Origin of the sequence: Weizmannia agrestimuris, assembly GCF_943193165.1 — a bacterium.
In the GTDB taxonomy this organism is placed as follows: domain Bacteria; phylum Bacillota; class Bacilli; order Bacillales; family Bacillaceae_C; genus Weizmannia; species Weizmannia faecalis.
In genome coordinates this window covers 99,895-119,157 of record NZ_CALPDC010000003.1, presented here as the reverse complement: position 1 = coordinate 119,157, position 19,263 = coordinate 99,895, and the positions used below count along the sequence as shown (strand labels likewise).

Here is a 19,263-nt window from a genome sequence, read left to right as displayed (position 1 = left end):
CCATTTTGTCTATTGCAAAAATACTTTTAACAATCTTCCCATATACGCTCTCATTGCCTTTTCCAAATCATAACCCCCATCATTCAAGCACCAGTCATACGTGACGCCCCGTGCTGCAATGAAGAGGTACTCCGTGATTTTTTCTGCAGGCATATCACGAACCATCTGATGATTAGCCAAAAACGTACAAGAAGAGCGTCGGGAAATACCCGGTATAGTGCCGAGAAAAACGTGAGATATACGTGAACAAAATCATCCTTGAGTTTGCGGGCATTCAATGGTACAGTAAAAACAGCACATTAAATTTTGACAACTTTCAATATTAAAGGGGAGTAGAAATGATCGAGTTTAAGAGCGTTTCTAAAGTTTATCCGAATGGGACACGAGGGTTAAACAATGTGAACCTGACGATACATAAGGGTGAGTTTGTCGTAATTGTCGGTCTTTCCGGCGCGGGAAAGTCTACATTACTGCGCTCAATTAACCGACTGCATGAAATCACGGAAGGTGAAATTCTGATTGATGGCAAGTCGATTACCGCTGCCAAGGGAAAGGAACTTCGTTATATCCGCCGTGATATCGGGATGATTTTCCAAAACTTTAACTTGGTGAAACGTTCTACGGTACTGCGCAATGTGTTATCCGGCCGTGTTGCCTACCATTCAACCCTCCGAACAATCTTGGGTCTGTTCCCGAAAGAAGATATGGATCTTGCCATGGATGCGTTGGAACGTGTAAATATAAAAGAAAAAGCGTATTCGCGTGCAGATGAATTATCTGGTGGGCAGCAGCAGCGCGTTTCGATTGCGCGGGCGCTCGCACAGGGGGCAAAAATCATTCTAGCAGATGAACCGGTAGCGTCGCTCGATCCACTCACCACAAAGCAGGTGATGAATGACCTCAAACGGATTAACCAGGAGCTGGGGATTACAACGGTCGTAAATCTTCACTTCGTTGATTTGGCGAAGGCCTACGCGACAAGAATTATTGGCATCCGTGCCGGGAACATCGTGTTTGACGGCTCAGTATCTGAAGCGACAGATGATGTTTTCGCTGATATTTACGGCCGTAATCTGAAGGATGATGAGCTATTAGGGGGGGCGTTGTAATGGATGTAATCAGGCGGAAAAGAGTGGCAAGGATAAAGACAAGTCTGACCATCCTTTTCCTGATACTTATCATTTGGGGGAGCGCGCATACTACACAAGTCTCTTTGGCAGCATTGTGGGCAGGCCGCAGAAACATGGGATCGTTACTGAATGAAATGTTCCCCCCTGACTGGCATTACTTCAGTTCCGTCACCAAGCCGATGCTTGCTACGATCCGCATGGCGATTTTGGGGACAACCTTTGGCGGCATAGCAGCGATTCCTGTTGCCCTGCTTGCATCAAGCAATGTTGTGAAAATACCGGTCATCTACCAAATTGCCCGCGTCATGATGAACTTGATCCGGACGCTGCCTGAGCTGTTGCTTGCCGCATTGTTCGTTCCGGTTTTCGGGATCGGTGAAATACCAGGTATATTTGCGTTGGCGGTTTTTTCATTCGGGGTCATCGCCAAGCTTTTCTATGAATCGATTGAAGCGATTGACAGTGGGCCACTTGAATCCATGACAGCGGTGGGCGCCAATAAAATCCAGTGGATCTTTTTCGGAGTAGTGCCGCAAGTGACGGCAAGCTATATGTCGTATTTCCTTTATAGTTTTGAAATTAATGTTCGTGCGGCAGCTGTTCTGGGGTATGTCGGCGCTGGCGGAATCGGGCTGTATTTAAATAATGCCCTCGGTTTTTTCCAATATAACCAAGTGCTCACGATCATTTTATACACGTTTGTTGTCGTTCTGATCATTGATGGCTTAAGTAACCGGATAAGGGAGAAATTAATATGAGGGGTCAATCGGATTTGGTAAAAAAACCGCTGCTGAAGAGGATCAAAACATGGGCGATTGTGCTGATTGTCGTTCTGATCTATGCATGGGCATTCGGCAGTGCACCCCATCTTGAATTAAAAGATACGGCGGCACAGGCATTAAAAGCGATCATTCATGGGTTCATCCACCCCGATTTCGGCTATATTTATGATCCGGACGGGGAAGATTTGTTGCATGCTCTCCTTGAAACATTAGCAATCGCGGTTTTAGGGACATTTATCTCGGCGGTTCTATGCGTGCCGTTTGCGTTTTGGGCAGCGCGGAATATGAGCAAGTATTATGTCGTTTCCACGCTTGGAAAAGTGGTTTTAAGCAGTATTCGCGTATTTCCGGAGCTGATTATGGCACTTTTGTTTATTAAATCGGTCGGGCTTGGCGCTTTTGCCGGGATACTGGCACTTGGTTTCCATTCGATCGGGATGCTTGGAAAACTGTTCGGAGAGTCGATTGAAAATATGAATTTTTCTGCCAGAGAGGCGCTGATCGCATCGGGTGCAAACCGGATCCAGGTGCTGTGGTTTGCAATTCTGCCGGAAGTCATGCCAGCTTTTATGTCATACACGCTGTACCGGTTTGAAATTAGCGTACGGTCGGCGGCAATTTTGGGAATTGTCGGCGCCGGCGGAATCGGTGCACCGCTGATTTTTGCTTTAAACGGCCACTCATGGGACCGGGTTGGAATTATTCTTTGGGGTATTATTATAATGGTTACGATAATCGACTATATTTCCGGATCGATCCGCAAGCGTTTGATATAACAAGCGGTTTTTTCGATAAACATGGACTGTTCAATTAGGATAATAGATAAAAGAAAAGGCTGCCTGCAGTGCTTTATTAACGCCCTGCAGGCAGCCTTTTCATGCGTTTTCGTGCTTATTTTCCGATTTTCTGGACTTTTTCGCTGTATTCTCGAACAGTATCGAAGTTCGCATCGGATGATTTTTTATAGCCGACATGTGTGTAAATATCTTTGATGATTTTTTGACCTTTTGGATCATTTCCAATTTTGATAAAAGCGTCAGTGACCTTGTCTTTCCACTTTTTAGACATATCCGGCCGTACACTAATCGTGTCATTTGGAATTTTCTCCGTCAAGAATAAGTAATGCGTTGTTTTATAAATATTCGGGTACTCTTTTTCAACAATATTACGGGCATCGACAAAGACGGCAGCAGCATCAACGTCACCCGACATCAGCGCCTGCACGGCTTTGTCATGGCCCTGCAGTTGGACGCCGGTTACATCTTTTTGCGCATCGACACCGGCTTTTTTCATTTCAACGGCCGGCCATACATACCCCGCAGAAGATGTTGGTGACTGCCAGCCAATCTTTTTACCTTTTAAATCTTTGATGCTTTTAATGTTAGAATCATTTTTAACAAGCATGCCGGAATAATAGTAATCCACTTTTTCCGAAGTGGGTTTTCCGGTTTTCGGATCCACCCCGTAGCGGAGCGCCTGTAATAAGACATCTGCATAGTGTTTTTTATGGGCAAGCACATAATCCGTTGGCGGCAGGAATCCGATATCCAGCTGCTTCGAACCCAATGCTTCCACAATACTGTTGTAATCCGTTGTCACTGTTACGGTGACCGGAATGCCGAGTTCTTTTGACAATAGTTTCCCCAGCGGTTTAGCTTTCGCTTCTAATGTTTCGGCATTCTGGGAAGGCACAAAGCCGATTTTCAGTTCTTTAGGTGTATAGGAACTGCTGCCGGAGTGGCTGCTATTCCCTGATTTTTCCCCGCTACTCCCGCAACCGGCAGCCAAGGAGGAAGTCAGTCCTAAAACGACAAACAGTGCAAGAAACTTTTTCAGCATACATTTACCCCCAATTTTATCATGATGGATTCACCTTCACTTCCAGTTTCTATTATATACTACATGGAAAACAAAATAAACGAAATTTTAATTGTTTATAAATGTTTTAACAACGTAGAAAAAATGGGGATTTTTGAACAGACATGGAAAATGTAAAAGAAAAAAGCTACAATGTGGATAATGAGATGTCGAAAAGAAAGGAAATAGGGATGAAAACATTTGAGCTGGTGATACTTGAAACAAGCGATATTCATGGAAATATTCTGCCGATCAATTATGGAACAAATGAGGAAGCGGCTGTTGGGTTGGCAAAAATCTCCACTTTGGTCAAAACAGAACGCGCACGGCAAAAGCACGTGCTGCTTCTTGATAATGGAGACCTTATTCAAGGGACGCCGCTAACCTACTATTATGCAAGGATTGATTCAGAAGGGCCTAACCCGATGGTGCTTGCTGCCAATGCATTGCAGTACGATGCAGCCGTGCCGGGAAATCATGAGTTTAATTATGGGCAAGCGCTGCTCCTGGGGGCGGTGAAGGAATCCCATTTCCCGTGGCTGTCCGCCAATATTTTAAACGAGCAGACGAAAATGCCTTATTTTGGGCGCCCCTATATCATAAAAAAATTCGCGGAAGGATTGAAAGTGGCCGTACTGGGATTGACTACTCCTTATATCCCAAACTGGGAGCAGCCGCAGCATATCAGCGGGATGTTGTTTGCCGACCCTGTTGAAACGGCAAAACAGTGGGTGAAATTTTTGCGCGAAAAAGAACAGGCAGATATCGTCATCCTCTCTTACCACGGCGGATTTGAACGGGACTTGGACAGCGGCGAACCGACAGAAGACTTGACAGGTGAAAATCAGGGTTACCAGCTGTGCCAGAAAGTATCCGGAATCGATGTGCTTTTGACCGGTCATCAGCACCGGATGATCGCTGGAAAAGCAATCAACGGGGTGACGGTGGTACAGCCAGGCAATAACGGCAGGGCGGTAGGAAAAGTTGTATTGCAATTGGAAAAACAACAGGGACACTGGCGCTGTGTTCAGAAGACATCAGAACTTTTGTTTGTTGAAACAGTAAAAGCCGACCCTGCGATTATTTCTCTTGCCAAACCATATGAAGAGGCGACACAGGCCTGGCTTGACCAGCCAATCGGTAAAATTGAAGGGGATATGCTCGTGCATAACCCGATGGAAGTCCGCTTGAAAGATCATCCCCTGATTGAATTTATGAATCGCGTGCAAATGGAAGCGACCGGGGCAGACATATCATGCACAGCACTATTTGATAACCAGTCGCCAGGCTTTCCTGAAAACGTGACGATGCGGGATGTTGTTTCCAACTACATTTATCCGAATACCTTTAAGGTTATCCGAATTACCGGAGCAGATATAAAAGCGGCACTTGAGCGTTCGGCTAGCTATTTTAAGACTAGTAACGGTGGGACAATCGAAGTCAACCCCGCTTTTTCGAACCCAAAACCACAGCATTATAATTATGATATGTGGGAGGGCATCGACTATGTGATCGATCTGTCAAAACCAGTCGGCAAACGGATTGTCAAACTCGAATACAAAGGAAAGCCCGTTGATCCGGCCGCCGAATATGATGTCGTGATGAATAACTACCGGGCCGGCGGTGGCGGTGATTATCTGATGTTCAAGGGTAAGCCTGTTGTAAAAGATGTGCAAATTGACGCGGCCGAACTGATCGCCAACTACATTTTAGAACGGAAAGTGATTCGGGCAACGGTGGATCACAATTGGAAAGTGATTTTTTAAAGAAAGTATATGTCACATGGCCAAAATGGTAAAGTCCAATGCGATGCGGCTGCTTGATGACCATAAATACCCATACGGCTGTCACTTTCAATTCCACTAATGGACTGTGTCGTGACTTTACTCAGAAACGTGGTAGCCAAAAGCCCACAAAAAGAGTATCAGGAAATACCCGGCATAGTCCGACGTGATATAAAATAGAAGGCTGAAACTTTTTACACTTTTTGCGATTTTGATTATAATAGGCTTTGTACATATCGGGACGAGGAGGAAATGCCAGTGGCAAAGTTAGATGAGACATTGTCCATGTTGAAAGATTTAACCGATGCAAAAGGGATTGCCGGCAATGAAGCAGAAGTGCGTGCCGTTGTCAAAAAATACATAGAGCCGTATGCCGATGAACTTGACACAGACGGCCTCGGCAGCTTAATTGCAAAGAAAACGGGGCAGGCGGACGGCCCGAAAATTATGATCGCCGGCCATATGGATGAAGTTGGTTTCATGGTGACACAAATTGATGAGTCGGGCTTTCTGCGCTTCCAAACGATCGGCGGCTGGTGGTCACAGGTGATGCTTGCCCAACGCGTTACGGTTGTAACAGATAAAGGTGATGTGACAGGTGTGATCGGATCGAAGCCACCACATATTTTATCACCGGATGCACGCAAAAAATCGTACGAAATCAAGGATATGTTCATTGATATTGGTGCCACAAGCCGGGAAGAAGCGCTTGAATGGGGCGTAAAACCGGGCGACATGGTGGTGCCTTACTTTGAATTTACGGTTATGAAAAATGAAAAAATGCTGCTTGCCAAAGCCTGGGATAACCGGATCGGCTGTGCAGTTGTCATTGATGTGCTAAAAAATCTGCATAAAGAAAACCATCCGAACATCGTTTACGGTGTAACAAATGTCCAGGAAGAAGTGGGCTTGCGCGGCGCGAAGACGGCAGCCAGCAAAGTGAAACCGGATATTGCCTTTGCACTTGATGTCGGGATTGCCGGGGACACCCCAGGAATCTCCGAGAAAGAAGCACTCAGCAAAATGGGCAAAGGTCCGCAAATCGTGATTTACGACGCTTCAATGGTGGCGCATAAAGGCTTGCGCGATACGGTTGTGAAAGTTGCTGAAGAGTTAAATATCCCGTACCAGTTTGAATCGATTCCGGGCGGCGGAACAGACGCCGGCTCCATTCACTTAACGGGCAGCGGCATTCCATCTCTTGCCATCACGATTGCAACACGCTATATCCACTCGCACGCCGGCATCTTGCACCGTGATGATTACGAAAATACTGTTAAACTAATAACAGAAGTGATCAAACGTCTCGACCGCAAAACAGTAAACCATATTATTTTTGACTAAAATCATAAAAATTCCGGGCACTTTTTGATGTCCGGATTTTTTTATGAATAAAGTTTTCCGATAGTCCACCAAAAAGCTCTTTATGCAAAAATTTGCCACCAAGTATTCTCTTCTTTTGTCCGCCTTTCCTCTTATTGGTATCTCATGGGGATGATGATTGCCGCCACCATCTGAATATCCTGGTTTTAGTTAGTGGAGAAAGGGAAATAAGTAACCAAGTTAGCTCAAAAGACCTAATTTTTGAAAAAATATTAAAACGAGAAGCTGGTTGATAGAAAATAGTGGTAAAATAAACCGTTTGTACACTCGAACAAGGGGAGGCAGTGAGCGAAGGATGGATAAAAGCGATCTGATCCGCAAAAGGGAAAACATGCAGGCTCAGGCAGCAGCAGCGAGGCAGGATGCTGCACTGCTTGAAGAAAAAATCGAGCGGCTGTATCGGGCAAAGGGGCGAATGGAGGGAGTCATTGAAGGCGCATGGCAGCACGAAAGGAAGGTGGCGCATATTGATTTTCATCCACCCTCTTGGAAAGGCACAACGAAAAATAAGTATTTGAATCACTTGCATAAAATAGAGTCGTCTGTACGCCAATATGTGCATCATCTCCGAAATACGGAGGACAGGCTGGAAGAAGAAATCCGGCGCCTTGCGAACCAGCTGAATGAGGCACAAAGCAATTTATCATATTTGCAGTCGTATATTTCTAACTTGAGCCAGGAAATTGTGGAAGGGGATTAAGTGATGGGAGAAATTGCGATCAATCAAACCGTCTTCCGTGCAGTGCTCAGCCAAGCGGACAGTACCAGGTCTACGCTTGAGGGCATTAAGCCGGTAAAAATAACACTGCAGCAGCCGCCGGATTTAAAAAGCATGAGAGAACAGCTTGAAATAGTGGGGAAACTGCAGAACACGTTGAAACTGTACAGCGCACTTCTCGATGCGGACTTGCGGAAACTGGAACAATTAGGGAATGAGATGGTACAGCAGGATGATCACATCGGCCAGTCTTTTCACAGGCTTGAGAATTAAAGAGGGGAAAGGGTTGAATGTTGCACCATGAAAGTTGAATTTGAAGAACTGCTGCATCTGCAAAAAGAAATCGACCGGAGCACAAAAGAAATGGCGGCAAGGCTGGAAGTTGTAAGGCAAAAAACAAACGCGATCAGTAGGCTGCAATCTTTTAAAGGGAAAGCGGCAGATTCAGCAAAACATTATTTTCACACTACCCACGGTGAAATGATTGAAGCACTGGTGACAGCTGCCCGGCAAGTTCAGCACCGGTACAACCAAATCATTTCCGAATTTGAGGGTACAGTGGATGATTCGCCAGGCGCGGTACTGCACGCTGATTATATGCATGACCTTAATCAAAAAACGCGCATATTGAAAAACCAAATGATGGACATCTACCATGAAGGATTACAAGTTTTGCACAGCATTTCCGATATTGTATCCATTCCGGCACCGGACTTGGGCCATTTCATAGAAAGCGCTGAAGCATCACAAAAATTTGCGAATGAAGTGAATGAAAAACTCCACGCCTTTGACCGCAAAGCCCTGCAAATCGTCGAAGAAAGCCGCCGCGACGTGGACAGGGTGATGAAGAAAGTGATGGAAGCAGGAGAAAGGAGTTTGGTTGGGGGCGGACAAGCTGACTGTTTGAATGATAATGATTCGTCACTACATGAACAACAAGTGTTTGTCGATAAATTAGCAATATTTATTTTAATGAGCAATGGCTTTAAAGCAATGCAACGTACTTATAAATACATTAATAAGTCTAACACCCTGTTGATTGCTGCTATCCAGTTCTATATTTATTAGAAACTGGATAAGGGGAGGCGCAAAGCATTTAAAAGTGAGCTTTTCCATAATTTTACAAAGGAAGAGTATCGAACATTTAATAATTATATGAATAATACAATCTATAAAATAAATGGAAAAGCTCTTTTAAATCATCTGGCTAAATACAAAGGGAAGGCACTTTCAAAAGAAAATTTTAATCATTTACTTGAGTCTATTGAAACGTTTGGCAGAGAACGTGGGAAACTTGCAATGAAGAAAGAATTTGAAAACCTTTATGGAATAGATAAATTTAGAGAGATGAAGAAACTATCTCCAATTAAAAAAGCTGTGAAAATATCAACAACATTTGTAGACGAATTTGCTGGAAAAAAATATAAAGCAATTAAAAAAACTGTCAGATCTCTCCCAGAGTGGAAAAAACCAAAAGTTGCATACAAAAATTTGACAGAAGAAATAAAAGAAAGTTTTAAAGGCCTGAATACATTGGGAAAAGGGGCAAAAGTAGCCGGAAAAGCACTAGGCCCGCTAGGTTACGGACTTATAGCTGCGGATAATTACAAAAAGTATAAGGGTGACACGCAAAAAGTTGTAGTTGGAACTGTTGTAGACGGTGCTTTTGGCACGGCAGCTACTGCGGCAGGTACAGCAATTGGTTCCGCATTCTTTCCTCCGATTGGCACGGTAGTTGGATTTGGAGTTGGGACAATGGTTAGTTACGGGATAAATTATAAGTGGGGAAATTCATCCAAGAGTATATCTGATCAAAGTAAAAAGGGAATAAACAAGGGAATAGATTCGATTGAAAAAGTCAGCAAAAGTATAGGAGACAGTGTAGCGAGATGGTTTAAATAAAAATTAAGAGTTAATAATGAAGAAAAAATAGGATGATATGAAGGAGAGAGAAAAAATCTTAACGAAAGAAAACTTTGAAGAAATCAAGTTAGAAGTTCAAGAAGGCCGATTAACAATGGATCGAATGAAATTTTTCTTAATCGCTGCTTTTCTCTACTCAATCGTTTTTGTTGGAATAGGATATGCAGTAGCCCATGCGAATACAGTAGGATGGGACAATTTATCAGCAGGCTGGCATTTTATTTATAATGAGGATGAGGCATTTATGAGTATTATATTTCGTTCTTTATTTGGTTACTTATTATTGGGCTAGTAGTTCACGTGGCTGTTATGCTTGTATAGATAAACAAACTAAAAAATTACGGATCAGAATGTCGGGAGAAAATATATGAAATACGGTATTGCTGGCATTGGTTATTTTTTTCTCATTGTTGTAAAACAGTTTGGAACGTTTTACGAAAAAAGGACCGTTATGATGAATAAGTTAAAATCTTAGAATAAATGACACTTAAAAATTATTAAGGGGTTAAGTTAATGGAGAATTCCAAATATGAAAAGAAAGAGATTATAAGCGGTAGAATGAATTTTAATGTTATGAAAGATCGCTTGCAGCTCGATAAAAAGGATTTACTGACACTTTTCATTTTCATGGACCACATGATAAAACTCGAAAGTCATTACCAAAAGGAATTTAACCAGGAAATCAAAAATTGGGAGGGCGGCACGATGATAACGTATGAAGATGAACTAAAACAAGAAGGAAGAGAAGAAGGGAGAAAAGAAGGAAGAGAAGAAGGGAGAAAAGAAGGACTACAAGAAGGTAAACGAGAAGGAAGACAAGAAGGAAAAATAGAAATCACCCGAAACCTCATTAAACTTGGGGCATCCCTTGATTTTATCAAAAAGGCAACAGGCTTTTCTGAAAAAAAGGTCCTTGAAATAAAAGAGAAGCTGGAAAAGGAATAAGGTCTGATGGCTTTGAAATAGGAGGGCGGCATGATGATAACGTATGAAGATGAACTAAAACAAGAAGCAAGAGAAGAAGGGAGAAAAGAAGGACTACAAGAAGGTAAACGAGAAGGAAGACAAGAAGGGAAAATCGAGATCACCCGAAATCTCATTAAACTTGGGATGCCACTAGATTTTATCAAAAAGGAAACAGGCTTTTCTGAAAAAAAGATCCTTGAAATAAAGGAGAAGCTGGAAAAGGAATAAGGGCTGATGGCTTTGAAATGGGAGGGCGGCATGATAATAACGTATGCGGATGGACTAAGAAAAGAAGGGAAACGAACATGAACCGACTGTGCGTAAAGATGTAAATTCCAAATTCAACTTATATAGTCTTCGCATATGCGATGCGATAAATGCCTCAAATGTCTGAGTTGGCGTTGTTGTACCACAGGTTAAAAGAGGCCAGGTCAAAATCGCAGGCAAAAGGATACGTGCTTCGGAAATATATGGGCAGCAGTGTCCTTCCGTATGGCCGGGCGGATGGATCATCGACATTTCATTCCATTTACATCAAACTTTTCCCCGTACGGATATCATTTTTCCGTATGGTTCAGCAACGGCTGCCGGTTTTCAGGCGTTTTTCAAACAGCTGTTTTGTCCACTTTTTGCGGTTCTCCGCGTCGGCCGGGCTCAGCATGCCGCTCGCTTTTGTCAGTTTTTCTATCTCATTCAGTTTTTTACATCTTAAATTTTGGCACTTTTAAAAAGATACGCCTCCAAAATATGGTCCAGATGGTAATGGGTAAGATAAACAGACTGGACGGCGTATTCCTTTTTTTATTTCGTCGAAAATTTCAAAGCCGCTGCCGCAGTCAATCAGCCCGCCCTCTGCCCGCCATCCACGAAAAGCAGGTACTGAACGGGACGCGGCTGTCATTTTCCCCGGAAAATAGTAGTGGCACCACGAATTTAACGTAGACACGGGTAATTCCTCCTTTAAAATGAATGATTGTTCATCCCCTTTATTATATTTAAATCCGCTTGTTCTATCTATTCAACAAAACAGATAAAATCATTGGCCTGATTTGTGATATAATTTGATCTTAAAAGAGAGAGAAATAACAATTATTGAGAGGTGAAGCCATTGGCTGAAACCATTTTTACAATACTGGTTATGCTGTCACTGGGCGCCCCAATTGCAGCTTATGTTGTTCTTCTGCTGCTTGGTTTTTTGGATAAGGAGCTGGATTATTTGCAGCTGGAGAATAAAAAAATGGAAATGGAAAAAGAACTGCACAGAGTGGAATATTTACAGCTTAGTCAGCAAATCCAGCCCCACTTTTTATTTAACTCTTTGAATGCAATGCTCTCGCTGAACAGGCTTGGAAGGACAAAAGATTTAACGCATGCACTTGAGGAATTTTCAAAGTTTTTGCGTTACAAATATACGGAAAAAGATGCGCTTGTCGCTTTCGAAGAAGAACTGGCTTATACAAGTCACTATATTTCCATTCAACAAATCCGGTTCGGTAACCGCCTGAAAGTAAAGATAGATATTCAGGAAGATGCGAGGCGAACGTATATGCCTCCTTATATGCTGCAAACCCTGGTGGAAAATGCTTTCAAACACGGGTTGGAGAAACAGCCCGGCGAGAAGTATTTGCAAATTGGATTGGAAAGAGAAGGAAATTGGGTGATACTGTTTGTGGCAGATAACGGGCCAGGGTCAGAAAATGCCAGTTTCGGCGTTTTAGGGGTAGGGCTTATCAATGTTAAGAGGCGATTAGAATTAATCTATGATTTACATTCAGAATTATCTATCAACAGAGAGGCTGGGAGTACGATTTTAACAGTCAAATGGCCGTATACACCGGAGGGAAAAGTATGAATATATTAATTGTTGATGATGAAATACTTGAATTGGAGCAACTCGTGTTTTTAATCCGGCAACGTTATCCAGAGTGGGAGCTGTTTGAAGCCGAAGATGCAGTGCAGGCAAAAAAGATGCTGGAAAATCATCCGATTGATTTATCCTTCTTGGATATCCGTTTGCCAGGGGAAAGTGGATTGGAATTATGTGCATATATAAGGGAGAATTATAAATCGGAATGTGTGATGATAACAGCTCATGCAGATTTCCAATATGCACAGCATGCCATTAAACTGCATGTTTTTGATTATCTTGTTAAACCGATTATCACAGAAGAACTGTACCGGATGCTTGAAAACTATGTGAATAAATATGGTTATATTGAAGGATTGTCCTCTGACATACAGGAAGTAATTCGAATTATCCGGGAAGACTTTCATTCAAAAATCAATTTGGCTGATCTTGCAAGCCAGGTGCATGTTTCCCCAAATTATTTAAGCCGGAAATTTTCCAAAGAACTTGGGATGAGTTTTCAGGAGTATTTGATTAAATACCGGATTGAGATGGCGAAAGTTTTTCTTAAAGCACACCCCGAATGGTCCATTCAAAAAATAGCGGAAGAAACAGGTTTTGCTTCGATTTATCATTTTAGCCAATCCTTTAAAAAACACGTGCTGGAAACACCAACACAATACAGGGAGAAATTGCATCATGATTGATTGGTACATCATTTTGTTTACATTTGCTGCGGTTATCGTTTTTAACCTTGAGGAAATTAACCGCCAGGGCTTTCTTCAATCAATATTTCCGGCCGTGGGTTTTGGCATGAAAAAAGGCACCGTTTTGTTGTGGATATCCTTATTTACGCAAACGTTGCTGGCTGTTCCGATCTTTAGCATCTTCCACTTTGGTTTCATTAATAGTTTCTTTGCTTTTACAATCATTTTATATTTGGCTTATCTATGTGTGCAGCATTTGACTAAACGTATTCAATTAAACAGCCGGAGTGTGCCGACATTATTGGACGCCTATAAAAACAGATTAACACCTAAAGGCTTTAAATTTGCATTCTTTATACTACTGGTTGCAAACCTTGAAGGGCTCATATTGCAGCTATCTATTGGTGGGCATATTTTTTTCGAGTATTTTCACATGCCTTCTTACATGCTTACCGGGTTTGCAGCACTATTTTGTTTTATTGTTGCCGGATTGGGCGGCATGCATGTTATTTACAGAACTGGCTATTCATTTTTGATCTTGTGCGGGTTCATTCTTTTTTTTATCCCATCGTTTTTCTATCTAAGGGAAGGGATTCACCATGTTTATCAAGACTACGGTACAATGCTTTTTCCGCATTCACCAAATATCTTTCTTTTTGCAGTAGCTTTTCTTATGGCCTTAATTGGATTGTTAATCTCCCATTTGTTTTTATGGCAAGTCATTTGTTCGACCAAGCAAAATTACAAGCAAAACTCAGTGCGGCTGGCTTTTTTCTGCTTTTCTAGTGTGCCGCTTTCGGCCATGATCTTTACCGTATATTTATTAAGCCGGTTTCATATCACGACATTAACAGAGCTGGGCCAAGCCATTTTTTCCGCTCCGTTTTCCCCTTTCATTCGGACAATGATTACGATTGTCTGGTTGTTCAGTATGTTAAATGAAACCATGATTTCGATCTTTTCTCTAGCTATTATATTTGTATATATTTTTGGGGAAAAATGGATCATTCAAAATCGCAAAAAATATTTTTTTGTTTTTCTCCTTTTTGTCCTGTTGGTTTTGCTCTGTTCAACCATATTGGTAAATCACATGGTCTATTTATGGAAATTTTACTTTTTGTTTTATGTAGCTGTATCGTTTCCATTTTATGCTTTGCTTGTCGGGGAAAAAAGGAGGACGGTCCGGGTTCCGGTATCCGGTTGTATTACCGGGATGCTTGGTTATGGAATTGCTGTCTGTACCGGTAAGTTTACTGCCGGGCTTGCAGTGACTGTAGCAGGCACCCTTATAACAGGCTTGGCAGTGTTTCTGACAGTAAAGAGTAAAGATTTAATAAAATAATGTAAAGATTTTATAAAAAATAATCTTCGAAATATTTTAAGATGTAACACAAGGAGGCTGAGAATATGGAACATCTACTTACAAAAGAGACGTATGTCTATTCAATGAGCGCAAAAAACAAACCTGCTCTGTGTGTTGAATCAGGAGAGAAGATTGTGGTGGAAACGTACGATTGCTTTTTGAATCAAATTGAAAGCGAAAAAACAGCTTATCATGCTATTGATTGGAATCAGATTAATCCGGCAACCGGTCCGGTCTATGTGGAAGGTGCAGCACCTGGAGATATTTTAAAGGTAGAAATTAAGAAAATTGAACTGGGTCAAGAAGGCACGATGGTAACGGGACCGGAACTTGGCGTTTTAGGGAATGAAATTACAGACTTTTCGATTAAAAAAATTCAAATTGAAAATGACATGGTAGCTTTTAATGAAAATATTCATTTCCCATTGAGGCCAATGATTGGTGTGATTGGGGTTGCCCCCCATGAAGGAGAAGTAAATTGTGGTACACCGGGAGAACATGGCGGCAATATGGATACCACTTTAATTACGGAGGGTGCAACGTTGTACTTCCCGGTATTCCATGAAGGTGCGTTGTTTTCTTTAGGGGATGTCCACGCTTCAATGGGAGATGGAGAAGTGTGCGTATCCGGCGTTGAGATTCCAGCGAGGGTAACCGTCGTTCTGACTGTCATAAAAGGGCAAACCATTCATACCCCTGTTGTTGAAAATCAAGACGGCTTTGCTTTTATCGTGTCAAAGCCGACGCTGGATGAAGCAGCAGAGGGGGCGGTAAAAGAAATGGTTCATTATTTGGCCAAGCGATCCGGCTTACCGGTTAGTGATGTTACGATGTTATTAAGCGCAGCCGGGGACGTACAGGTCAGCCAGATTGTTGACCCGCTGAGAACAGCGAGAATGTTCGTGCCAAAATTGATCGTTCATCAACTAGGAATAAAAGAAATCTTTTAGGAGGCGGGCAAATGGCAGAACAAGCAGTTGCAAGCTTGGAACAGCAGCCTGTTTATAAGCAGGAGCTGAAACGGTCTTTATCTTTCTGGGATTTACTCATATACGGTATGGTATTTATGGTGCCGATTGCGCCATTTGGCATTTACGGTTCGGTTGCTCAAGGTTCAAACGGTATGGTGGCGCTGACTTACTTAATTGGAATGGTGGGAATGATTTTTACCGCATTCAGTTATGCACGGATGTCAGAAGCTTTCCCCATCGCCGGGTCTGTTTACTCTTATGCACAAAGAGGCATCAATGATTCAGTGGGCTTTATTGCAGGCTGGCTGATTTTACTGGACTATATTTTTGTGCCGGCATTGCTGTACCTCGTCAGTGCTTCTGCCTTGCATGATATTGTTCCACAAATTCCGATTGTAGTTTGGGCTGTACTGTTTATTGCAATTAATACGGTAATTAGGGCTTGCTGAACGAATCCGGTTCTGAATTTGTACCCAATTTGTCTGCAAACTCCATCGCAAAATATATGCGAAAATGCGTGAGTTTGTCTTCTCCATACGTTGAATCGGCTTTCGCGTGCAGGCATTTCCCTGGATTTGTTGTAAAACCTTTGCATTTAAATGGTTGCCAAAGCTGTCAGCATCCTTTCCAAATCTAGGAATTTCGCTTATTCAGCAAGCCCTAATTAATGTTCGGGGGATAGAGTTCACAGCAAAAGCCAATAAAATTATTGTAATACTTGAATTAATTGTGCTGGCAATTTTTCTAGCGGTAGGCGTTACGGCAATTATTAAGGGCATTAACGGTGCGGACTTTACAATGAAGCCACTGTATGACCATAGCCATTTCAGCATGAATGTGGTAATGGGAGCGGTGTCCATTGCCGTATTAAGTTTTCTAGGATTTGACGGGATTTCCACGTTGGCAGAAGAAACAAAGGATGGAAGCAAATCGATTGGAAAAGCTTGTGTTTATTCATTGTTAGCCGTTGGTGCACTTTTTATCATCCAAACATGGGTGGCTGCTTTAATATGGCCAGATTATCATGCGTTTAAAAACCCCGATACAGCATTTTATCAAATCGCTGAGATTGCAGGCGGAACATGGCTCAAAGTATTGACGATTGTCGCAACCGCTTTTTCATGGGGGATTGCCAATGCGCTTGTTGCACAGGCGGCCATTTCGCGCATTTTATACAGTATGGCCCGTGACCGAAAACTGCCTGGTTTTCTTGCAAAGGTTCACCCGAAATTCCAGACGCCGTATCTTAGTACACTTTTGATTGCGGTCGTTTCTGTCATTGTCACGGCATTCTTTTCATCACAAATTGGAAAGCTATCTTCCGTTGTAAACTTTGGTGCACTTTCATCATTCCTGTTTCTGCATTTATCAGTCATGAATTACTTTCTGAGGAAGAAAAAAAGCAAAAACTATGTGGCACATTTGCTAATGCCGTTGATTGGGTTTGCGGTTATCGGCTATGTATGGATTAACCTTGATCCGCTCTCCAAGAAACTTGGCTTTATTTGGCTGGCAATCGGCATTGTCTATCTTATTGTACTGAAACTGTTTAAAAAAGACACTGCTTTAAATTTAGAATAACCATCTGTAAAAGAGCAGCTGCATGATGACAGCTGCTCTTTGTATGATTTTTCCATTTTTCACGCTTCCGTATACTCCGTTTCGTGGCAGTTCGGGCATGGAGGGAGCCTGTCCTTATCTTCATCCAGCGTAATCTGTTCCCCGCAGTTTTTGCATTTATACTCGCCTTTTCCCGGTGTTTCACCTGTATGTGGCATCGGCCATGCTCCTTTCGTTTCGTGTTGTCATTTGAATACCCGTGCGAAAAAGTTTTTAAACATCGGCTGCCATACGCGTGCAAAACCGCCCGTTCGCTACAGAGCTTCATCAAAATGTCCCGCCACGGGTTTTCCACCGAGTCATGCTCCCACTGGCTGCCGGAATCCTGCAATCGAACATAAAATCTGGCTATCTAACATTGGGGAAGCACCTTCAATTACCTGCCCGGAATCCTGTGATCGAACACAAAACACCCCGCCGCGAAATGTCCGCAGCGGGGTTTCTGATTAAGGCACCATCCAGGAAAGGATGTTGGATTGCAGGAAGGTGAGCAGACAAATGATGAAAAGCAAAAACATACTGTGCTTGACTGTGAATCTCAGCAGTTGTGCTTCCCTGCCAATCAGCCCGGTTGCAGCGCAGGCAACGGCAATCGACTGCGGAGAAATCATTTTTCCCGTGACACCCCCGGATGAATTGGCCGCAATGGCAAGCAGCGGGTTCATGCCGACAGACTGAGCTGAAACTTGCTGAAGCGTGCCAAACAAAACATTGGACGAGGTGTCCGATCCGGTAATGAAAACGCCGAGCCAGCCAAGTACCGGCGAGAAAAACGGGAACAAAGCGGCTGTTTTGGCGAGCGCCAATGCCAATGTAGTAATCATGCCGGAAGCATTCATGACATACGCAAAGCCGACAATGAACAAAATGGTAAGAATCGGAAACTTCAATTCTTTTAACGTTTCAAAGAATGCGGCAAACCAGGCTTTCCATGTAATTTTTAAAAGAAACTTCGTGACAATGGCTGCGATAAAAATCGCTGTGCCTGCAGTGCCAAGCAGATCCAGCTTATACATGGCCGCAATCGGGGTGTGCGAGCCATTGATAATATGATTGTTTAAAAATGGCACATTCCCGCTGAACGAAGCCGCTCCGCCGATCGGGTTTAGAGCCTTTAAAACCGGGTTCGCTCCGGCATACTGCCCGGTGAGCGCAAGTTTGATCTGCGGGATGCCCCAGATGGTGATCAAAACCGTCAGGACAATAAATGGCGACCATGCTTTCGCAATTTGCCCGCCTGTATTGGAAACAGGCGGCGTTTCGAGCGCGGCGGCAGCCTCTTCATGCTCAAAATAGAATATGTTTTTCGGCTTCCAAAATTTTAGGAAGACGGCAAGGACAACCAAAGATACGAGTGCTGATAAAACGTCCGGCAGTTCCGGCCCCAGAAAATTGGAAGCAAAGAACTGCGTCAAGGCAAAGGACAAGCCTGATACAATAAGCGCCGGCAGCACTTCCATTGCTTTTTTAAAGCCCGCCATGACAATGATGAGATAAAGCGGAATGAACATGGAAATAAGCGGCAATTGTCGCCCGATCATTTTTGAAATTTCCAGTGCAGAAACACCGGTCGGCCCTGCCATCGCAATTACAGGGGACCCGATTGCGCCAAATGCTACCGGTGCAGTGTTGGCCAATAAGCAGATGCCGGCTGCATAAAGCGGATTGAATCCGAGCCCGACAAGCAGGGCAGCGGTAATCGCAACCGGCGCGCCAAACCCGGCACAACCTTCCAAAAAGCGCCAAATGAAAACGCAATCAATAAAGCTTGCAATCTCCTGTCTTCCGTGATCGATACGACCGAGTTGCGGATCACATCAAACTGGCCGGTTTTGACCGTCAATTTATATAAAAACACAGAATTGATAATGATCCAGGCAATCGGTAGAATCCCATACACAATCCCCTGGGTAGCTGACATAACCGGTAGTACGGCCGGCATTCTGTAAACGATTACAGAAATCAGCAGCGCAATCACCAGCGTGGCAAGGCTTGCAAGATGTGCCGCCATTTTTTTAATGGCGAGTGCCCAGAAGAAAAACAGAATCGGAAAGGCAGCAATCAGTGCGGATAAAAACAAATGCCCCTTAAGCGGAATAAAATTTTGTACGTACTCCAACAATCTCCACTCCTTTTTGAAAAATTTTCTCCAATCCATCCCAATTGCAATTTTTAAGGTCATTAGATGAAATAGTCATCAGATGATAAGGTTT

At 43.1% G+C, this 19,263-nt stretch carries 19 protein-coding genes and 2 pseudogenes; 18 read left to right on the top strand and 3 right to left on the bottom strand.

The window, feature by feature from the left end; translation table 11 throughout:
* The first annotated feature begins 338 nt into the window (after nucleotides 1–338).
* The 3 genes from phnC to phnE (NFR98_RS03115) are packed head-to-tail and all read left to right on the top strand — an operon-like array spanning nucleotide 339 to nucleotide 2,688.
* On the top strand, nucleotides 339–1,109 hold the full coding sequence (gene phnC, locus NFR98_RS03125; protein WP_013858422.1) for a phosphonate ABC transporter ATP-binding protein: 771 nt from the start codon (nucleotides 339–341) through the stop codon (nucleotides 1,107–1,109).
* On the top strand, nucleotides 1,109–1,888 hold the full coding sequence (gene phnE, locus NFR98_RS03120; protein ID WP_013858423.1) for a phosphonate ABC transporter, permease protein PhnE: 780 nt from the start codon (nucleotides 1,109–1,111) through the stop codon (nucleotides 1,886–1,888). Before phnC ends, phnE (NFR98_RS03120) begins: the two co-directional genes overlap by 1 nt.
* Nucleotides 1,885–2,688 (top strand): phosphonate ABC transporter, permease protein PhnE, encoded by an 804-nt coding sequence (gene phnE / locus NFR98_RS03115; protein ID WP_013858424.1) that lies wholly within the window; start codon nucleotides 1,885–1,887, stop codon nucleotides 2,686–2,688. The genes phnE (NFR98_RS03120) and phnE (NFR98_RS03115) overlap by 4 nt, the downstream gene beginning before the upstream one ends.
* 115 nt (nucleotides 2,689–2,803) lie before the next feature.
* Here the strand turns inward: phnE (NFR98_RS03115) and NFR98_RS03110 are convergent, their stop codons facing one another.
* Complete coding sequence (locus NFR98_RS03110; RefSeq protein ID WP_017551933.1) at nucleotides 2,804–3,751, bottom strand: phosphate/phosphite/phosphonate ABC transporter substrate-binding protein; 948 nt, start codon at nucleotides 3,749–3,751, stop codon at nucleotides 2,804–2,806.
* Between the two features lie 209 nt (nucleotides 3,752–3,960).
* On the opposite strand from NFR98_RS03110, the gene NFR98_RS03105 reads away from it, so the two are divergent.
* The 15 genes and pseudogenes from NFR98_RS03105 to NFR98_RS03035 all read left to right on the top strand — a co-directional run bounded on the left by NFR98_RS03105 (nucleotide 3,961) and on the right by NFR98_RS03035 (nucleotide 17,011).
* On the top strand, nucleotides 3,961–5,535 hold the full coding sequence (locus NFR98_RS03105; RefSeq protein ID WP_482883380.1) for a bifunctional metallophosphatase/5'-nucleotidase: 1,575 nt from the start codon (nucleotides 3,961–3,963) through the stop codon (nucleotides 5,533–5,535).
* Between the two features lie 276 nt (nucleotides 5,536–5,811).
* A complete protein-coding gene (locus tag NFR98_RS03100; protein ID WP_026104662.1) occupies nucleotides 5,812–6,897 on the top strand; it encodes a M42 family metallopeptidase in 1,086 nt (361 codons plus the stop codon).
* A gap of 334 nt (nucleotides 6,898–7,231) precedes the next feature.
* Entirely contained in the window at nucleotides 7,232–7,636 is a 405-nt protein-coding gene (locus tag NFR98_RS03095) for a DUF5082 domain-containing protein (protein WP_017551937.1), read from the top strand.
* 3 nt (nucleotides 7,637–7,639) lie between these two features.
* Nucleotides 7,640–7,927 (top strand): hypothetical protein, encoded by a 288-nt coding sequence (locus NFR98_RS03090; RefSeq protein ID WP_014096087.1) that lies wholly within the window; start codon nucleotides 7,640–7,642, stop codon nucleotides 7,925–7,927.
* A 27-nt stretch (nucleotides 7,928–7,954) separates the two neighbouring features.
* Nucleotides 7,955–8,722, top strand: coding sequence for a T7SS effector LXG polymorphic toxin (locus tag NFR98_RS03085; protein ID WP_014096086.1), 768 nt, complete (start codon nucleotides 7,955–7,957; stop codon nucleotides 8,720–8,722).
* 87 nt (nucleotides 8,723–8,809) lie between these two features.
* Nucleotides 8,810–9,556 (top strand): hypothetical protein, encoded by a 747-nt coding sequence (locus tag NFR98_RS03080; RefSeq protein ID WP_251459669.1) that lies wholly within the window; start codon nucleotides 8,810–8,812, stop codon nucleotides 9,554–9,556.
* Between the two features lie 37 nt (nucleotides 9,557–9,593).
* A complete protein-coding gene (locus NFR98_RS03075) occupies nucleotides 9,594–9,869 on the top strand; it encodes a hypothetical protein (protein ID WP_014096084.1) in 276 nt (91 codons plus the stop codon).
* A gap of 221 nt (nucleotides 9,870–10,090) precedes the next feature.
* Nucleotides 10,091–10,522 (top strand): RpnC/YadD family protein, encoded by a 432-nt coding sequence (locus NFR98_RS03070; RefSeq protein WP_014096082.1) that lies wholly within the window; start codon nucleotides 10,091–10,093, stop codon nucleotides 10,520–10,522.
* 33 nt (nucleotides 10,523–10,555) lie between these two features.
* On the top strand, nucleotides 10,556–10,771 hold the full coding sequence (locus tag NFR98_RS03065; protein ID WP_026104663.1) for an RpnC/YadD family protein: 216 nt from the start codon (nucleotides 10,556–10,558) through the stop codon (nucleotides 10,769–10,771).
* Between the two features lie 1,009 nt (nucleotides 10,772–11,780).
* Nucleotides 11,781–12,395: a sensor histidine kinase gene (locus NFR98_RS03060; RefSeq protein ID WP_237342299.1), complete on the top strand. Its 615-nt coding sequence runs from the start codon at nucleotides 11,781–11,783 to the stop codon at nucleotides 12,393–12,395.
* Nucleotides 12,392–13,096: a response regulator transcription factor gene (locus NFR98_RS03055; protein ID WP_014096079.1), complete on the top strand. Its 705-nt coding sequence runs from the start codon at nucleotides 12,392–12,394 to the stop codon at nucleotides 13,094–13,096. Before NFR98_RS03060 ends, NFR98_RS03055 begins: the two co-directional genes overlap by 4 nt.
* Nucleotides 13,089–14,438, top strand: a complete 1,350-nt coding sequence (locus tag NFR98_RS03050; RefSeq protein WP_251459667.1) for a hypothetical protein — start codon at nucleotides 13,089–13,091, stop codon at nucleotides 14,436–14,438. Before NFR98_RS03055 ends, NFR98_RS03050 begins: the two co-directional genes overlap by 8 nt.
* 65 nt (nucleotides 14,439–14,503) lie before the next feature.
* Nucleotides 14,504–15,409, top strand: a complete 906-nt coding sequence (locus NFR98_RS03045) for an acetamidase/formamidase family protein (RefSeq protein ID WP_014096077.1) — start codon at nucleotides 14,504–14,506, stop codon at nucleotides 15,407–15,409.
* A gap of 11 nt (nucleotides 15,410–15,420) precedes the next feature.
* Nucleotides 15,421–15,867 (top strand): annotated as a pseudogene (locus tag NFR98_RS03040) (APC family permease); the annotation flags it as partial.
* Nucleotides 15,868–15,985: 118 nt separating this feature from the next.
* Nucleotides 15,986–17,011, top strand: coding sequence for an APC family permease (locus NFR98_RS03035; protein WP_251459665.1), 1,026 nt, complete (start codon nucleotides 15,986–15,988; stop codon nucleotides 17,009–17,011).
* A 59-nt stretch (nucleotides 17,012–17,070) separates the two neighbouring features.
* On the opposite strand, the gene NFR98_RS03030 is transcribed toward NFR98_RS03035, so the two are convergent.
* The gene (locus NFR98_RS03030; protein WP_014096075.1) at nucleotides 17,071–17,208 is read right to left on the bottom strand and encodes a zinc ribbon-containing protein; all 138 of its coding nucleotides are present in this window, start codon (nucleotides 17,206–17,208) and stop codon (nucleotides 17,071–17,073) included.
* A 288-nt stretch (nucleotides 17,209–17,496) separates the two neighbouring features.
* Nucleotides 17,497–19,169, bottom strand: a pseudogene (locus NFR98_RS03025) (L-lactate permease).
* Nucleotides 19,170–19,263: the final 94 nt, after the last annotated feature.